Origin of the sequence: Sorangium sp. So ce124 (genome assembly GCF_051525235.1) — a bacterium.
GTDB lineage: Bacteria > Myxococcota_A > Polyangia > Polyangiales > Polyangiaceae > Sorangium > Sorangium atrum.
In genome coordinates, this window is the sequence record NZ_CP150312.1 from 1,205,525 (window position 1) to 1,221,959 (window position 16,435).

Sequence of the window (16,435 nt, forward strand, 5' to 3'; positions counted from 1 at the left end):
AGCGTGTTCGAGCCCATCGCGATCGTCGGCCGCGGGTGCGTCCTCCCGGGCGCGCTCCACCCCGCGGCCCTCTGGGACAACGTGCTCGCCGGCAGGGACCTCCTGTCCGCCGCCCCCGACGGCCGCTGGCGCCTCTCGCGCGAGCGCGCGCTCGCGCAGCAGGGGCTTTCCGCGCGCGGCGCGCGCGACGTGCGCGACGCGAAGGACCGCGCGTGGAGCGATCGCGGCGGCTACGTCGCCGGGTTCGACGAGCACTTCCGCCGCGTGCTCGCCAGGGACCCGTTCCCGCGGCCGGCCGGGCCGCCCGAGTCCCTGCTCGCGCTCGACCCGCTCTTCCAGTGGGTGCTCCACGCGGGCCGCGAGGCGCTGCGCGAGGCGGGCCACGAGGGCCGGTCCGATCGCGCGGGCGCGGTGTTCGGGAACCTCTCGTTCCCTTCGTCGGCGATGTCGGCGTGGGTCGAGTCGACGTGGCTCGGTGATCTCGCCGGCGTCCCGCGCCCCGATCCGCGCAACCGGTTCATGTCGGGGCTGCCCGCCCACCTGCTGGCCGACGCGCTCGGCCTCGGGGCTGGCGCGTTCGCGCTCGACGCCGCGTGCGCGTCGTCGCTGTACGCGATCGCGCTCGCCTGCGAGCGGCTGCAGGACCGCGAGACCGACCGGATGCTCGCAGGCGCGGTGTGCCGCTCGGACGACCTCTTCATGCACATCGGGTTCTGCGCGCTGTCGGCCATGAGCCGCACCGGGCAGAGCCGCCCGTTCTCGTCGGAGGCCGACGGCCTGGTCCCGGCGGAGGGCGCGGCGTTCGTGGTCCTGGAGCGCCTGTCGGACGCGGAGGCCGCGGGCAGGCCGATCCTCGGCGTGATCCGCGGGGTCGGCCTGTCGAACGACGGCCGCGGCCGCGGCCTCCTCGCGCCCGCCGTCGAGGGCCAGCTGCGCGCGATGCGGGCCGCGTATGCGATGGCCGGCCTCGATCCTCGCGAGGTGTCGCTGCTCGAGTGCCACGCGACGGGCACGCCCCTCGGCGACGCGACCGAGATCGCGACCCTCAAGGAGGTGTTCGGCTCCCGCGAGGTCCCGCTCGGCTCGCTCAAGTCGAACCTCGGTCACCTCGTCACGACGGCCGGCGCGGCCGGGCTCCTCAAGCTGCTCGGCGCCATGGCGGCCGGCGTCCGCCCGCCGACGCTGCACGCCTATCCGCTGAGCGAGGCGGTGGCCTCGAGCCCCTTCCGGGTGCTGCAGCGCGCAGAGCCGTGGGAGGGGCGTCGGCTCGCGGGCCTGTCGGCGTTCGGGTTCGGCGGGAACAACGCTCACCTCCTCGTGGAGGCGTACGAGCCGTCCTCGCCGAGGAGCCGAGCGGCCCACGCCGCGCCGCAGGCCGCTGCAGCGGCCTCGCGTCCTGTCGCTGCCGCGCGCCCCGCGCCGGCAGGCCACCTGGCCGTGGTGGCCATGGGCCTGTGCGTCGGCGAGCTCAGCGGCGTCCGGGCCTTCGCCGAGCCGCTCCTCTCGGGCCGCGGCGCGGATCCTCGCCGCGCGGCCGTCGCGCTGCCCGCGGATCGGCTCCGGTTCCCGCCGCGGGATCTGCAGCAGGCGCTCGCCCAGCAGACGCTGCTGCTCGAGGCGGCGATCGAGGCCACCGAGGGGCTCGCGTTGCCGCGCGATCGCACCGCCGTGCTCATCGGCATGGGCGCCGACACCGAGGTGTGCAGGTACATGACGCGCTGGCGGCTCGCCGAGACGGCGCCGGCGCGGCTCGGTCCGTCGGTCGACGTGGGCGCGCTCCAGGACGCGATCATCCCTGCGCTGCAGGCGGCGGGCGTCGTCGGGAACATGCCCAACATCCCGGCGAACCGGCTGAACAGCCAGCTCGACGTCGGTGGACCGTCGTTCACGATCGCCGCCGAGGAGCTGTCCGGCCCCTGGGCGCTGCGCGTCGCGTCCCGCGCCCTGCGCGCCGGCGCGGTGGACGCGGCGATCGTCGGCGCGGTGGATCTCTCGTGCGAGCCCGCCCACGCGGCCGCGCTCGAGGCGCTCGGCGTCCGCCTGCCCCCCGGCGACGCCGCCGTGGTGCTCGTGCTCGAGCGCCTCGACGACGCCGTCCGGGAGCGGCACCCGGTCCTGGCGGTGGTCGTGGACGAGCCGGGCGATCCTGGCCTCGTGCTGTCGTCCACGGATCTCGCGCCGCGGTTCGGCCACGCGCACGCCGCCTCGGGCCTGCTGCACGTGGCCGCCGCGGTGCTCGCGTGCCGTCACGGCCGCAAGCCCGACGGGGCGCCGTGGTCCGACGAGATCCGGGTCGCCGAGGTCCGCTGCGCCGGCCTCGGCGGCGGCTCGCTGTCGGTCCGCATCGGGGCCGGCGGCCCTGCCGCGCCGCTCCCGCCGCCGCGATCGGCGGAGGGGCCGATGCTCACGCTCCCCGCCCACCCGCCGGCGATCGTCGTGCCCGGCGCGGCCTCTTCATCCCCCGGAGACTCCATGGAACCTGCGCCGCCTCTGCCGTCCGCTCTCGACGACCTGCCGCCGCTGTACCCCGGGCCCACGGGGTTCTCTGCCGCCGACGCGGATCGGGCGCCGTCCTGGGACGAGCCGCCGGCGGTCGAGCCGGCGGTCGTCGCGGCCGTCGCCGCGAGCCTGGCAGAGGAGCCGCCGCCGGTCGGACCGGCGGTCGTCGCGGCCGCTGCCGTGGATATCCCCGGCGACGTGATCGCCGGCGCCGCGGCGTTCACCGTGCAGCTTGCGCAGATCCACAAGGAGTGGGCGGAGCAGCAGGCCCAGGTCCACCGTCGGTTCCTTCAGATGCGGCAGCGCGCGCTGGACTCGCTCGTGCAGGCGTCGTCGGGCGCGGCCGCGGTGGTGGTCGAGGCCCCCGTGGCGCAGGTGCCCCACACTGCACCGGTCTGGATCGATGCCCCGCGCCCGGTTGAGTCGCCGCGCCCCGCCGCGGTGCCGCAGCCGGTCGACACGCCGCCTCTCGCGCGCCTCGACGCGCCGCGCCCCGCCGCTGCGCCGCAGCCCGCTCGTGCCGAGCCGCCGCAGCCCGCCCGCGCCGAGCCGCCGCGCTCGTTCGAGCCGCGCGTCGTCGAGCCGCCGCGCCCCGCCGCCGCGCCGCCGCCTGCGCCCCGTCCCGCCGCCCAGCCGGAGCTCCCCGCGGCGTCTTCCCTCGCGCCCCGCGGCCCGCGGTTCAGCCGCGAGCAGCTCGAGCACCTCGCCTCGGGCCGGATCTCCGACGTGTTCGGCCCGCTCTTCGCCCGGCAGGACGCCTATCGACGCCAGGTGCGCATGCCCATGCCGCCGCTCCTGCTGGCCGATCGGGTCACCGGGATCGACGCCGAGCCCGGCTCGATGAAGCTCGGCACGATGTGGACCGAGACCGACGTGCGGTGGGACTCCTGGTACCTGCACGACGGCGCGATGCCGGCCGGCGTCATGATCGAGAGCGGCCAGGCCGACCTGCTGCTCATCAGCTGGCTCGGCGCGGACTTCGAGAACAAGGGCGAGCGCGTCTACCGCCTGCTCGGCTGCGAGCTCACCTTCTACGGCGGCCTGCCGCGCCCGGGCGACACGCTCGTCTACGACATCCACGTCGACGGGCACGCGAAGCACGGCGACGTCCGCCTGTTCTTCTTCCACTACGACTGCCGGATCGGCGGCGAGCTGCGCCTGAAGACGCGCAAGGGCCAGGCAGGCTTCTTCACCGACGAGGAGCTCGCGAGCTCCGGCGGCGTCCTCTGGGACGCGGAAACCGCCGAGCACGCGAAGACCGCCCGCCTCGATCCGCCCCGGATCGCGTGCCAGAAGTCCGCGTTCGACAGGGCCGACCTCCTCGCGTTCGCGGCCGGCGACGGCGCGGCGGCGTTCGGCCCCGCCTTCGATCGTTTGAGCACCCACGTCAGGACGCCGCGGATCAGCGCGCCGCCCATGCTGTTCTTTGATCGCGTCGACGTGTTCGACCCGGCGGGCGGCCCGTGGAAGCGCGGCTATCTCCGGGCCACGCTGCCGATCACGAAGGACGGCTGGTACTTCGAGGGCCACTTCAAGGACGACCCCTGCATGCCGGGGACGCTCATGTTCGAGGGCTGCCTGCAGGCGCTCGCGTTCTACATGGCGGCCATGGGCTTCACGGTGGACGCGGACGGCTTCCGCTTCGAGCCCGTGCCGGAGATCCCCTACCTTCTCCGCTGCCGCGGCCAGGTGGTCCCGACGAGCCGCGTGCTCACCTACGAGGTGTTCGTCGAGGAGGTCCACGACGGCCCGTGCCCGACGGTGTTCGCCGACTTCCTGTGCACGGTCGACGGCCTCAAGGCGTTCCACGCCCGCCGCGTGGGCCTGCGCCTCAGCCCCGACTGGCCGCTGACGAGCGCGCCCGAGCTGCTCGACGGCCACGTCGAGCCGGTGCCGGTCGCGCGCGTCCCCTGGTCCGAGACGGGCGCGCCGCCGCCGGACGGCGCTCCTGCAGACGCCGGCGGCTTCCCGCTCGATTACCGGAGCCTGCTCTCGTGCGCCTGGGGCAGGCCGTCGGACGCGTTCGGCCCGCTCTACCGCAGGTTCGACGGGGGACAGCACGTCGCCCGGCTCCCGGGGCCGCCGTACCACTTCATGAGCCGGGTCCTGTCGGTCTCGCGCCCCATGGCGGCGATGAAGGCCGGCGCCGAGGTCGAGGTCGAGTACGACGTCCCGGAGGACGCGTGGTACTTCGACGAGAACGCGAGCCTCACGATGCCGTTCGCGGTGGTGCTCGAGGCCGCGCTCCAGACGTGCGGCTGGCTCGCGAGCTACGCCGGCTGCGCGCTCTCGACCGACGGCGCGCTGTACTTCCGCAACCTCGACGGCAAGGGCACGCTGCACGCCGAGGTCCTGCCGGCGCCGGCGCCGGCAGTGAGCGCGCTGCGCACCAGGTCGCGGCTCACGAACATGTCCCGGTCGGGCGGCATGATCATCCTCTCGTTCCGGGTCGAATGCAGCCTCGGCGGCGCGCGGGTGTACGAGCTCGACACGGTGTTCGGCTTCTTCCCGAAGGCCGCGCTCGCGACGCAGATCGGGATCCCGCCGAGGCCCGAGGAGGTCGCCGCGCTCGATGAGCCGTCCGATTTCGAGGTCGATCTCCGCGAGCGCCCCGCGCGGTACTGCGGCGGCAAGCTCGGGCTCGCGCGGCCGTCGCTGCTGATGATCGACCGGATCGACGGCCTGTGGCAGGCCGGCGGCCGGAAGGGGCTCGGCCGGCTCCGCGCGCGGCGGGACGTCCACGCGTCGGAGTGGTTCTTCAAGGCCCATTTCCTTGGCGATCCCGTGCAGCCAGGCTCGCTCGGCATCGAGGCGATGCTGCAGACGATCCAGTTCTGGATGCTGCACCAGGACCTCCACGCGGGCCTGCGCGATCCGCGGTTCGAGCCCGTGATGACGGGGCACGAGCACTCCTGGCGGTACCGGGGCCAGGTGCTGCCGGCCAGCCGGCGGGTGACGGTCGACACCGACATCCTCGAGGTCGGCCGCGACGATCGCGGGCCCTACGTTATCGCCGAGTCCTACCTCTGGGTGGACGGCCTGCGCATCTACGGCGCGACGCTCGGCGTGCGGATCGTCGACGGCGCTTCGCCCCGAGCGCGGCGCGACGTCGGCTTCGACCCGCGCGCGAGCGCGCGCCGCCTCGCGTCGCTCCCCGGCGCCGTGGGCGGGAGCCCTCGCCTGCGCCCGCAGGAGCCGCCCGCGGCGAAGGCCGCGCCGGCGCCGGCGCTCGACGATGCCGAGGAGGTGCTGGACCCGGACGGGTGGGTGGCGGACCATCGCCCCACGTGGACGCTCCCGGCGCTCCCCGGGATGAGCATGGTCGACCGGCTGGCCGGCGCAGCGTTGCGGGCGCGCCCGGGGAGCGTGGTCGTGGCCGTGGAGGACGTGGTGGTGCAGCGCTGGCTGCCCGTGCCGGGGCCGGTGCGCGTCAAGGCCGAGGCGACCGGCTCGGGCGACGTCCTCGATGTCCGGTTGCTCGCGTGGCGCGAGGCATCGAACCCGGCGCTCTCGCGGTTCGAGCCCGTGTGCACCGGCCGCGTTCGGGTGGCCCGTGAATACCCGCCCGCCCCGGCGCCGGAGCCGGCGCTCGACGCGCCCGAGGCGGACGATCCGTACGCGGCGGGGACGCTGTTCCACGGCCCTGCGTTCCAGTACCTGACCGCGCTCAGGCTCGGTGCGCGTGGCTCGTCGGCGGTGCTGGACCCCCGGAGGGGCTCGGTGCCTCCCGGGACGCTGCACCAGGGCATGCTCGACGCGCTGACCCACACCATCCCGCACGACCGGCTGTCGCTGTGGGATCCAGGGTGCCCGCCCGCCCAGATCGCGTTCCCGTCGCGCATCCCGTCGCTCCGCGTGTACGGGCCGGCGCCCGGGTCGCCGGTGCGCGTGGAGGTGCGTTACGAGGGCCGCGACGATCGCTTCGTCTCGTTCCGGGTGCAGGCCATCGCGCAGGCCGGGGCCGAGGTCGGGGCCGCGGCGGGAGAGCGCGTCTGGCTGGAGCTCCGGCTTGTCGAGGTGCTGCTCCCGCAGGGGCCGATCGGCGGCGCGCCTCCCGGGATCCGCCGGGCGTTCCTGCGCGATCGCGCGCCGGTCGACCTCGCCGTCTCGCGCGTCGACGCGGCGTCGGGCGAGGCGCGCTGCAGCCCCGCCGACGTGCGCACGATGGACTGGATGCCCGGCACCGTGGCGCAGCTCTACGCCGCGTCGGGCGACCTCGTCGAGGCGGCGGCGGTGAAGGATCACGTCGCGCGGCGCGCGGGCGTGCACCCGTCGACCGTGTCCCTCGCCGGCGTCTCGTCGGCGCAGCCGCTGACGCGCTGGCCGTTCACCGTGGCGCGCGAGGGCTCCGAGGTCGTGGTCCGCGACGCGGGCCCGCCCGTGATCGACATCGCGCCGGTCCGCCGCTACTGGGGCGCGGCCATGGGCATCGGCCGGTGGCCGGCGGAGGACCTGTACTTCGGCCTCATCGAGCGGTTCATCCGCCGGGTGCACGTCGTCGATCCCGCGGCGTTCGGCGCCGTGAAGGGCCGGAGCCTGCTCTACCTCGGCAACCACCAGGTCGGCGTGGAGTCGCTGCTGTTCGGCATCGCCGTGTCCGGCCTGACGGAGGTCTCGACGGTCACTCTGGCCAAGGCCGAGCACCGGACGACGTGGCTCGGCACGATGCTGGCGCACTGCTTCGCGTATCCTGGCGCGCGCGATCCGAAGGTGATCACGTACTTCGACCGCGAGGACAAGGCGTCGCTCGGGACCATCATCGCCGAGCTCGGGGCCGAGATGCAGGGGGCTGGCAAGGGCGTGATGGTGCACGTCGAGGGCACGCGGTCGCTCGAGTGCCGCACGCCGGTGCGCAAGATGAGCGGCTCGTTCATCGACATGGCGCTCGCGGTGGGCGTCCCGGTGGTGCCTGTGCGCTTCTCCGGCGCGCTGCCGCCGGAGCCGCTCGAGCGGCGGCTCGAGTTCCCGCTCGGCATGGGCGTGCAGGACATCTGGATCGGCCGCCCGCTGCTGCCCGAGGAGCTCGCGGGGCTGACCTACAAGGATCGCAAGGACCTCGTGATCGGCGGCATCAACGGGCTCGGCCCGAGCAACGCGGTCGAGCAGCCGTTCCCCGGGGATCCTGCGTTCGCGGCGTCGGTGGACGCCTGGGTGGAGGAGGCGGGCGTCGCGCACGAGGACGCGACGGTCTTCCGGGTGCTGCAGGCGTGCGCCGACCCGACGCCGGAGACGGCCGCGATCCTGGAGGCCGCGCGCACGGGGCGGCTCGTCGCGCCCGACGCGCGGCGGGCGGACTGGCTGCGGAAGCTCGCGGCGCGGCTCCTCGGGAGGCGGCTCGGGGGGTGAGCCGCTGCTCGGTCCTAGGAACAAGCCGGCGCCGCGCGGATCTCACGGCTGCCGTTTCGGAGGCGACACGCGCGCGCCCTGGCCCCTCACCACCTGATCGCCGCCGGCTCCGCGACCCAGTTCAGGCTGCCCCCGTTGTAGTCCGGCTCCGGCCGCGTCAGCGCGTACGTCAGCACCACGCCTCCCGTCACCACCGCCGCAGCGCCCGTCCAGAACCACCACCGCGTCCACAGCGACGGCCGCACATGGATCAGCTTGGCCGTCATATCCGCCCGCTGCCCCGCGTGCAGATCGAGCGTCGCCGCGTACGTCTCGAACCCGTCCCGCACCACCTCGATCCTGTACTTCCCCGGCGGTCGCTCGATGTCGATGGGCGCGAGCCCGGCCTCGCGGCCGTCCACACGCACGAGCGCCTGCGCCGGCTCCGCGCGCACGGCCACGCGTGCGGGCAGGATGTCGAGGTGCAGATCGAGCGTCGCCTTCTCCCCCGGCCGGTAGGTCTTCTGGACGAACGCATCCTGGCGCCCTGGCCGCGCCGCGCGGAAGAGATGGACCCCGGGATCGAGCTCCACGGTGAAGGTCTTCTCCACCGGCGCCGCCGCGCGCTCGGCAGACCCGGGGAGCGTCACGAAGACCCGGGTCCCATCGTCGGTGGCCGGCCGGAGCGCGCGCCCGTCGACGGTCAGCGGGGTGCCCGGGGGATCCAGCGTGACCGCCACCCGGACCACGAGCTGATCCAGCTCGGCGACGAACGCCCTGGCGTCGTTGATCTGCGCGGCCGCGAGGCCCTCGGTGCCCGCGAGGACGCGGCGGAAGGTGCGGCGTGCGGCGACGTAGCGGCCCAGGGCGCGCTCGCAGAAGCCGATGTTGTACTGGACGATGGGCGCGTCCCGCGCCGCCGCCGCCTCCTCGAAGGCGGCGAGCGCCTCGCCCCACTGCGCGTCCTTCGATCGCTGCACGCCGAGCAGGAACGCCGCCCTGCCGCGCGCGGTGCGCTCATCGATCGCCGGCGCCTCTGCCGGCGCCGCCGGACCCGGCACCTCGGCGCGCGCGCCCCCGGCCGTCGAGAGATCGAGCGCCGCCACGACCAAGCCACCCAGCATCCATCGCGTCCGCATCGTACCCCTCGTCCCTGGCCGTCTCTCCTCAGTCCGTCCCGGCGCAAGCGATCTCGCAGTTGGCGAGCGCGCAATCGAGCGCGGCCTTGTGGGTCGCCACCGCGTCCGGGAACATGGCGTCACACTCCAGGAGACAGGCCTGGTCCGCGACGTCACACGGGACCTGGCAGTTGTCCAGCAACGCACACTCGATCTCGTGCTGGCAAGCCGCCATCTCATCGGCGCAGTGCAGGTTCTGGCACTTGACGCAGGGGTCCAGCGGCTCGTTGCCGCAAGCGTCGTCGTCGAAGCAGAAGTACTGCATACACGCCATCCGGTGGCTGTAGGCGGCGTAACCTGCGGTGTGAGCCTGGTAGCACGCGCTCTCGCACGGCGAGAACGCCGCCTCGTCCGGGTCCTCGGCGCACGCCTTGACGCACGTGACAAGGTCCTGGCAATCCTGGTCGTCTTTGCACGCCTGGTAGGTCTCGCAGCAGCGCTCGTCCTCGCACCGATAGCACGTGTTCGGATCCGTCGACGGCGAGCACGTCTGGTTGAAATCCGGGTCTGTCGGGGCGGGGATCTGACCGCAACCGGCGCACGCCGCGCCCGGGCCGGAGAGGCGGCAGTCGATGAAGGCCTGTTTCGCGCTCTGGCCGAGAGAGCCGGTGACGGGCGGGCACGCCTGCTCGCACGCGATGTCCGCGTCCCCGCTGGGGCCCAGCGGACAAGCGTCGAGGCAGTCGAGGTAGGCGGCGCAGCCCGGGTCGGCCGCGCAGGCGTTCACCTGGGACAAACACGCTGTCTGCTCGACGCACGTGCCGCACGCGCTCGCGCCGTACGTGGCCTCACCGCCGCCACCACCGCTGCCGCCGCCGGCGCCCGATCCCGTGCTCGCCGCCGCTCCCGGAGCTTCGGATGGGGAATCGCCGTCGCATGCGGGGGAGAGGGCCGCCGCGAGGGCTACGGAGAGCGCGGCGAGCACTGGCCGGGTGACCCACGACATACAATCTCCTCGCGAGCGGCAGAGCGATGCTCGGGTAATTCGGGTGATTGGCGTGATTCGGGTGAAGCAGCGAAAGAACCCTCTTGGCCTCGCCGCTCCTCGATGATAGCGAGGAGACTACTCCTGGGTCCTGTCGGGCGGCAACGAGAAACGAGAAAGGCGAAAGGCCGCAGGTGGTCGAACCGACACGCGCGCTCTCGATCCTCTCCGTGCTCGCTGCGGCTGGGCTATCCGCCTCCTGCGGCGAGCGAGAGCGCCGGCAGCTCCTCGTCGTCGTGGACACCGACGCGCCGGTCGCCGCGCAGCTCCTGGCGGACCCCTCCATCTCTCCGGAGGCGGTCATCGATACGGTGCGTATCGACGGGTTCGACGAAGCGTGGCGCCCCGGCTGCATCGATGACGTCGACTGCACGGCGAACTTCGTCCTGCCGGACCCTTCGTCCTGGCCGTTCTCCTTCGGGGTGGCCGCGCCGGAGGAGGGGAGCGCCGTGCTCCGCCTGCGCATCCGGGCGTTCCGCGGCGCCGTCGCGACGCGGGGTAAGGACTCCATCGAGGGGAGGGTGTTCTCGACCATCGATCCTCCGCCAGAGGCTGCCATCGACCGGCTGATCGAGGTCGCGCTCCCCGTGTCCGGCGTGGAGACGGTGCAACTCGTGCTCTCGGCCGATTGCCTGGGCGTGCCCGCGTCGCTGCGCAAGCCGCCGCACACGTGCATCGACGCCTCCAGGCGCACGGCGGCCCCGTCGGATGGCGTCCTCGTCGGATCGGAGGCAGAGATGGTCGCGACGCGCGCCGGCACGTGGTCGCGCGCGCGGGAGATCCCCTGCGGCGCCGCGCCCGAGGGCGCCGATGCCGTCTGCATCCCCGGCGGATTCAGCGTCCTCGGCCAGGCCGAGCTCGCCGGCGTCGACGAGCAGAGCTACGTCTCGGTCGTGCCGCCGCGGCCGGTGCATGTGGGCCCGTTCTTCATGGACAGGACGGAGTTCACTGTCGGTCGCTTCCGTGCGCTGCTGAACGAGGGGCTCCTCCACGCGGAGGGCGATGACCTCGCCGGGCCTGATCCGAGCAGGGCGGGGCTCGCAGACTGCCGCTGGCTGGGCGCCGCCGACGGCGCGAACGATGGGTATCCCCTCAACTGCATCTCGTGGCGCCTCGCCCGGGAGGCGTGCAGAGCGAGCGGCGGTGATCTGCCGACGGAGGCGCAGTGGGAGCACGCCGCGCGGGGTCGAGGCCAGGGGCGGATCTATCCGTGGGGTGACACGTCTCCCGCGTGCTGCACGGCGAGCGCCGGGCGGGGGACGCTGTGCCCTGGCGATCCGGGGCCGGAGGAGGTCGGCTCGCATCGGCCCTCGGCGGCGTGCGGTGGCCTGGGCGACAGCTCCAGGGATGGCGTCCTGGATCTCGGCGGGAGCCTGAGCGAGCTGTGCGCCGACAAGCTGGTTCCGTACGGAGAGGGCTGCTGGAGCGCGCCCGGGATCTTCGTCGAGCCCCGCTGCGATGATGACGGCATCAACGCCCATGCCGCCCGCGGCGGAGACTGGGCCAGCGGCCCCGCGAACACCAGGCCCGCGTTCCGGAGAGGTGATGTCCTGGACTCGCTGCACGGCTTCCGGTGCGTCTACGCAGGAGGTGCGCCGTGACGGCTCGTTGCCTGTCGGCGGCGCTCGCGGCCGCCGGGCTTCTGCTCCCGGCGCTCTCGGCGTGCGAGCCCGAGCCTCGCCAGTGGCTCGTCAGCGTCTCCACGGACGCACCGGCGCCCCGCTTCGGCGATCACCTGCTGCTCGAGGTGATGGGCGAGGGCGCGATATGCACCGGGTGCATGCGGCTCATCGGGGTGGATGGGCCGGACAGCCTGCCCGTCAGCTTCGGCGTGGTCCCGCGGGAGGAAGGCGCCGCCGTGCGGGTACGCGCGCGGCTCTACCGGGCCGAGCAGGCGGGCCCCGACGGCCTCCCCCGCGGTCCTGCGCTGATTGACGCCGTGGCCAGGCTCCCGCCGCTCGACGGCGAGACGCGCGTCGCCCTCGATCTGTCCATGCGCTGCTTCGGCGTCCCGAGCCTCCCCGAGCAGCGCGCGACCTGCGATCCGGAGGCGGGCGTGCTCGCGCCGGAGCCGGTGCTCCCGCTGCTGTCCGAGGTCGAGGCCCGGCCAGAGCCCGGCTCCTGGCCGAGCGCGGCGCCGGTACCCTGCCAGGGGCCGGCGCCGGCGGGGATGGTGTGTGTGCCCGGAGGGGTCTTCCTTCTCGGGACGCCGCGACCCGGTTACACCGTCGATCTCGACGAGCTGAGCCAGCCCGAGCGCCTCGTGCAGCTCGGCGCGTTCGCCGTCGACGCGGACGAGGTGACGGTGGGCACCGTCCGGGAGCTCGTGGCGACAGGGCAGATCCGGTCAGAGCCCGTTGCCAGGGACCTCGACGCGCCGGGGTCGGACCTGGGCGCTTGCACGTACCTCGGCGCGTCCGACGGCGCGAACGACGCGCTGCCCGTCAACTGCGTCACCCACGCGCTGGCGGAGGAGGCCTGTTCCGCGCGGGGATTGCGGCTCCCCACAGAGGCTGAATGGGAGGTTGCGGCCGGCAACCTCGATGACGAGACCGCCTATCCCTGGGGCAACGGCGGGGATCTCTGCGCGATGGCGCTCCTCGGCAGGGGCCGGCGCAGCGGGGAGGTCGACCAAGGCGTGTTCGAGAACTCCGGCTGTCGCCCGCTCGACGCGCCGGTGCCCTGGGGGCCTGTCGCCGGAGGAGCCCCGAGCGACGTGACCGCCCTCGGCATCCGGAACCTCGCCGGGAGCATGTCCGAGTGGGTGGCCGACACCTTCGCTCCCTATACCGCGCCTTGCTGGCAGTCGGCCGGGCCGCTCCTCGTCGATCCGGTGTGTCGCGAGCCCGCGCCCGGCGCGGCGCCGAGCTTCTCTTATCGCGGGAGCTCCTGGTCGGGTTACAAGCTGGGGGCCCGGGCCACGGCGCGCAGCCATGAGAGGGCGTCGGCGTTCAATCCGGCCACCGGCTTCCGCTGCGCGCAGTCGATGTGACCGCGCTGCCGCGGATCGGGGCCGGCCCGCGACCGCGAACCGCTGCGTCTGGCCGGGAACCACGGTACGCTGCCGCTCGTGTCGGACGATCTCCAGGGCTCCCTCCCGGCCGGCAAGATCATCGCCGGGCGCTTCCGGATCGAGCGCCCCATCGGCCGCGGCGGGATGGGCGAGGTCTACGCGGCAAGGAACGTCGGCACCGGGCGCGACGTCGCGCTCAAGATGATCCGCGGCGTCGTCGACGCCGCGCAGACCCGGCGCTTCCTCCGCGAGGCCAAGGCGGCGACCGCGATCCAGCACCCGAACGTGATCGAGGTGCTCGACGTCTTCGAGGAGGAGGACCACACGCCCGTGATGGTCATGGAGCTGCTCCGCGGCGAGCCGCTCTCCGGGCTGCGCAAGCGCAGGGGCGCGCTGCAGCTGTACGAGGCGGCGCGCCTGCTCGCGCCGGTCGCCTCCGCGCTCCGCGCCGCGCACGAGAAGGGGATCGTGCACCGCGACCTCAAGCCGGACAACATCTTCCTCTCGGAGCCGCAGGCCGGCGGGTGCGTGCCCAAGGTGCTCGACTTCGGGATCGCCAAGGTGCTCGACCCGACCTCCATCAGCTCGGAGACGCAGGGAGGCAACACGAGCACCGGCTCGATCCTCGGGACGCCTCACTACATGTCGTTCGAGCAGGCGATGAGCGAGAAGGACATCGATCATCGCGCGGACATCTGGGCGATGGGCGTCATCCTCTTCGAGGCGCTCACCGGCCGGAGGCCGCTCGAGTTCGAGAACCTCGGCGAGATGTACACGGCGTTCCTGCAGCGCGAGGTGCCGTCGATCCGCTCGGCCGTGCCCGACCTGCCCGCGGACGTCGCCGGGGTGCTCGACCGCTGCCTGCAGAAGCGGCGCGAGGATCGGCTCGACGATCTGGGGCCGCTCGTCGAGGTCCTCGGCCGCTACGCCGATCCCACGTCGGCGGGCGCGCTCGCTGGAGGCAAGGTCGTCGGCGCGCTCGCGCCGCTCGCCGCGTCTCCGAGCTCGGGAGCCGTCGCGGCGCCCCCGCCCCTCGCGGCCTCCGACGGGCGCGCGAGATCGCCGTCGAGGGTCGTCGCGGTCGCGGCGCTCCTCGTGGTGGCCTTCGTGGCCGCGTTCGCTGCGCTCCGCCGCCCGACGGCGGACGGGCCTGCCGCTCCGGTCCCCGCCTCGGCGGAAGCGGCGGTGCAGCCGCCGCCCGCGGCGGTCGCGGCGCCTCCAGCATCCATGTCGAGCTCGCCGCCCCCGCCCCTTCCCGCTCGGGATGACCTTGCCGTTGCAGGCGTCGCGCCCTCCGCGGCGCCGTCGTCCAGGCGGCCCTCACCGAGAGCGCTCTCTGGCACGCTGAAGGCGCCGGCGACACCGGCGACATCAGCGACACCGCCGCCGCCGTCGGCGCCGACGACGCAAGCGAGGGGGATCGTCGACCAACTCCCGTACTGACGGCGAGCGCGCAGCGCGTTACCCTGCTGCCGGCCATGGAAGGTCAACGCATCGCCGGGAAGTACCGCCTTGCCCGGCTCCTCGGCAGGGGCGGGATGGGCTCGGTGTGGCTGGCAGAGCACCTGTCGCTGCGCACGCCGGTGGCCATCAAGCTCATCGACGTCGAGGCCGCGAAGAACGCGACCGCCCGGGCCCGCTTCGATCGTGAGGCGCAGATCGCGGCGCGGATCCGCAGCGCCCATGTGGTCAAGGTGCTCGACCATGGGCTCACCGACGATGGCTTGCCGTACATCGCGATGGAGTGCCTGGCAGGCGAGAGCCTGCGCGATCGCCTCTCCGCGCGCCGGCGCCTGACGCCGGCGGAGACGGCGAAGATCGTCTCTCATATCTGCCGCGCCCTCTCGCGCGCCCACGAGGTCGGGCTCGTCCATCGCGACATCAAGCCGGAGAACATCTTCATCGCGCGCGAGGATGATGGGGAGATCGTCAAGATCCTCGACTTCGGCGTGGCGAAGGTGACAGACGCGCTCGCCATCACCGGGATGGATCCCACGCGCACGGGGGCGCTCCTCGGGACGCCTTACTACATGAGCCCGGAGCAGGCGAAAGGCCTGAAGAGCGTCGATTACCGGTCCGATCTCTGGTCCCTGGGAGTCGTGGTCTTCGAGTGTCTCACGGGGGCACGTCCCTTCACCGCCCCGGCGCTCGGGCCGCTCATCGCCAAGATCCTGGGGACGCCCCCGCCCGCGCTGTCCGCGGCGGCGCCGGGCGCTGGCATCCCGGTGGAGGTCGAGGCCTGGATGCGGAAGGCGCTCGCCGTCGAGCCGGACGCGCGCTTCGCCTCGGCCCGGGAGCTCTCCGAGGCGTTCATGGTGGCGTCGGGCGTCGCCGACTCGATGGATCGCGGCTCCTCCGCGGGCCTGCCGGACGGCAAGCCGCCCTCGGCCGTGCGGCCCCCTGCCGGGGTGTGGGAGACGGCCGACACGGTGGCCTTGCCCTCGGGCGACGGGCGGGCGCCGCTCGCCGCTGCGCCGCAGCCCCCGGTCGCCGCTGCGCCGCAGCCCCCGGTCGCCGCTGCGCCGCAGCCCCCGGTCGCCCCCCTGTCGTCGGCGACGGGGCCGGGCCCGGTCGCGGCCGCGCGCCCTGTTGCGCCCGCGCGCGGCCTCGTCTGGGCGGTCGTCTTGCTGGCGATCGCGCTGCTCGCGGTGAGCGGCGTGCTCGCCGCGACGCTCCTGCGCTGACGGCGATCCGCTGGATGCGGAGCGGCGCACGACGGCGCGCGTCAGCGGCCGGCGTGGCGCGTGGTGTGTGGTGCGCTGCCTTCGTGCTTGATCGCCCGGCGACGCGGGAGATACCCTGCGCGCATGCGCCGCCTCGTCCCGTGCGTCCTCCTTCTCTCGTCCTTCGCCCTTGCGTCGGGTTGCGCGACCTACACGCAGGATCTCGATCGCGCCCGCAGCCACTACGAGGCAAACCGGTTCGAGCAGGCGCTGGCGCTGTTCCGGGTGCTCGAGAACGATCAGGACTCGTTCTCGGTCCCGGAGCGGGCGCAGTACGCCTACCTCCGGGGCATGACGGACTACCGCCTGGCCGACCTGGCGCCGCAGGGCACCGGCGTCGCCGATCCGCGCAAGGGCTACCGCGACAACGCGCGCCACTGGCTCGGGCTCGCCGCGGCGACCGAGAAGCAGGCCCCCGGCGGCATCACCAGCGAGCAGAAGAACCGCCTGACCGAGACCCTCGCGGACCTCAACCGCGACGTGTACGGCGGTGCCGAGGCGCTGCCCGAGGGGGGCGCCGCGCCGCAGACCGACGCTCCCGCATCGCCCGAGGAGCCGCCGTCCGAGCCGTCGGCGCCCGCGCTCTGACCGCAGCGCGCAGGCGCCCTCGCACGTCGCGCCTCGCGGGCATCGAATCGGGTGCGAGCCTCCCGCGGCGTGCGCGCGCCCCCGCCGGTGCATCCGCCGTGGCGATCGGGCGTGCGCGCGTCCC

8 protein-coding genes are annotated in these 16,435 nt (G+C 74.0%); 6 read left to right on the forward strand and 2 right to left on the reverse strand.

Annotation, left to right across the window (positions count from 1 at the left end):
* Nucleotides 1-3: 3 nt before the first annotated feature.
* Nucleotides 4-7,845: a beta-ketoacyl synthase N-terminal-like domain-containing protein gene (locus WMF19_RS04445; RefSeq protein WP_437897932.1), complete on the forward strand. Its 7,842-nt coding sequence runs from the start codon at nucleotides 4-6 to the stop codon at nucleotides 7,843-7,845.
* Between the two features lie 86 nt (nucleotides 7,846-7,931).
* On the opposite strand, the gene WMF19_RS04450 is transcribed toward WMF19_RS04445, so the two are convergent.
* Together WMF19_RS04450 and WMF19_RS04455 are read right to left on the reverse strand one after the other, a co-directional pair.
* Nucleotides 7,932-8,948 (reverse strand): PEGA domain-containing protein, encoded by a 1,017-nt coding sequence (locus WMF19_RS04450; protein ID WP_437897933.1) that lies wholly within the window; start codon nucleotides 8,946-8,948, stop codon nucleotides 7,932-7,934.
* A gap of 43 nt (nucleotides 8,949-8,991) precedes the next feature.
* On the reverse strand, nucleotides 8,992-9,948 hold the full coding sequence (locus tag WMF19_RS04455) for a hypothetical protein (RefSeq protein ID WP_437897934.1): 957 nt from the start codon (nucleotides 9,946-9,948) through the stop codon (nucleotides 8,992-8,994).
* 173 nt (nucleotides 9,949-10,121) lie between these two features.
* On the opposite strand from WMF19_RS04455, the gene WMF19_RS04460 reads away from it, so the two are divergent.
* The 5 genes from WMF19_RS04460 (at nucleotide 10,122) to WMF19_RS04480 (ending at nucleotide 16,311) form a co-directional block, all read left to right on the forward strand.
* Nucleotides 10,122-11,588 carry a formylglycine-generating enzyme family protein gene (locus WMF19_RS04460; RefSeq protein ID WP_437897935.1) on the forward strand — a complete coding sequence of 489 codons (1,467 nt, stop codon included), beginning with the start codon at nucleotides 10,122-10,124 and terminating at the stop codon, nucleotides 11,586-11,588.
* Nucleotides 11,585-12,979 (forward strand): formylglycine-generating enzyme family protein, encoded by a 1,395-nt coding sequence (locus tag WMF19_RS04465; protein WP_437897936.1) that lies wholly within the window; start codon nucleotides 11,585-11,587, stop codon nucleotides 12,977-12,979. The genes WMF19_RS04460 and WMF19_RS04465 overlap by 4 nt, the downstream gene beginning before the upstream one ends.
* Before the next feature lie 78 nt (nucleotides 12,980-13,057).
* On the forward strand, nucleotides 13,058-14,443 hold the full coding sequence (locus tag WMF19_RS04470) for a serine/threonine-protein kinase (protein WP_437897937.1): 1,386 nt from the start codon (nucleotides 13,058-13,060) through the stop codon (nucleotides 14,441-14,443).
* Between the two features lie 35 nt (nucleotides 14,444-14,478).
* The gene (locus WMF19_RS04475) at nucleotides 14,479-15,684 is read left to right on the forward strand and encodes a serine/threonine-protein kinase (RefSeq protein WP_437897938.1); all 1,206 of its coding nucleotides are present in this window, start codon (nucleotides 14,479-14,481) and stop codon (nucleotides 15,682-15,684) included.
* Nucleotides 15,685-15,807: 123 nt separating this feature from the next.
* Nucleotides 15,808-16,311 (forward strand): hypothetical protein, encoded by a 504-nt coding sequence (locus tag WMF19_RS04480; protein ID WP_272100077.1) that lies wholly within the window; start codon nucleotides 15,808-15,810, stop codon nucleotides 16,309-16,311.
* Nucleotides 16,312-16,435 lie beyond the last annotated feature (124 nt).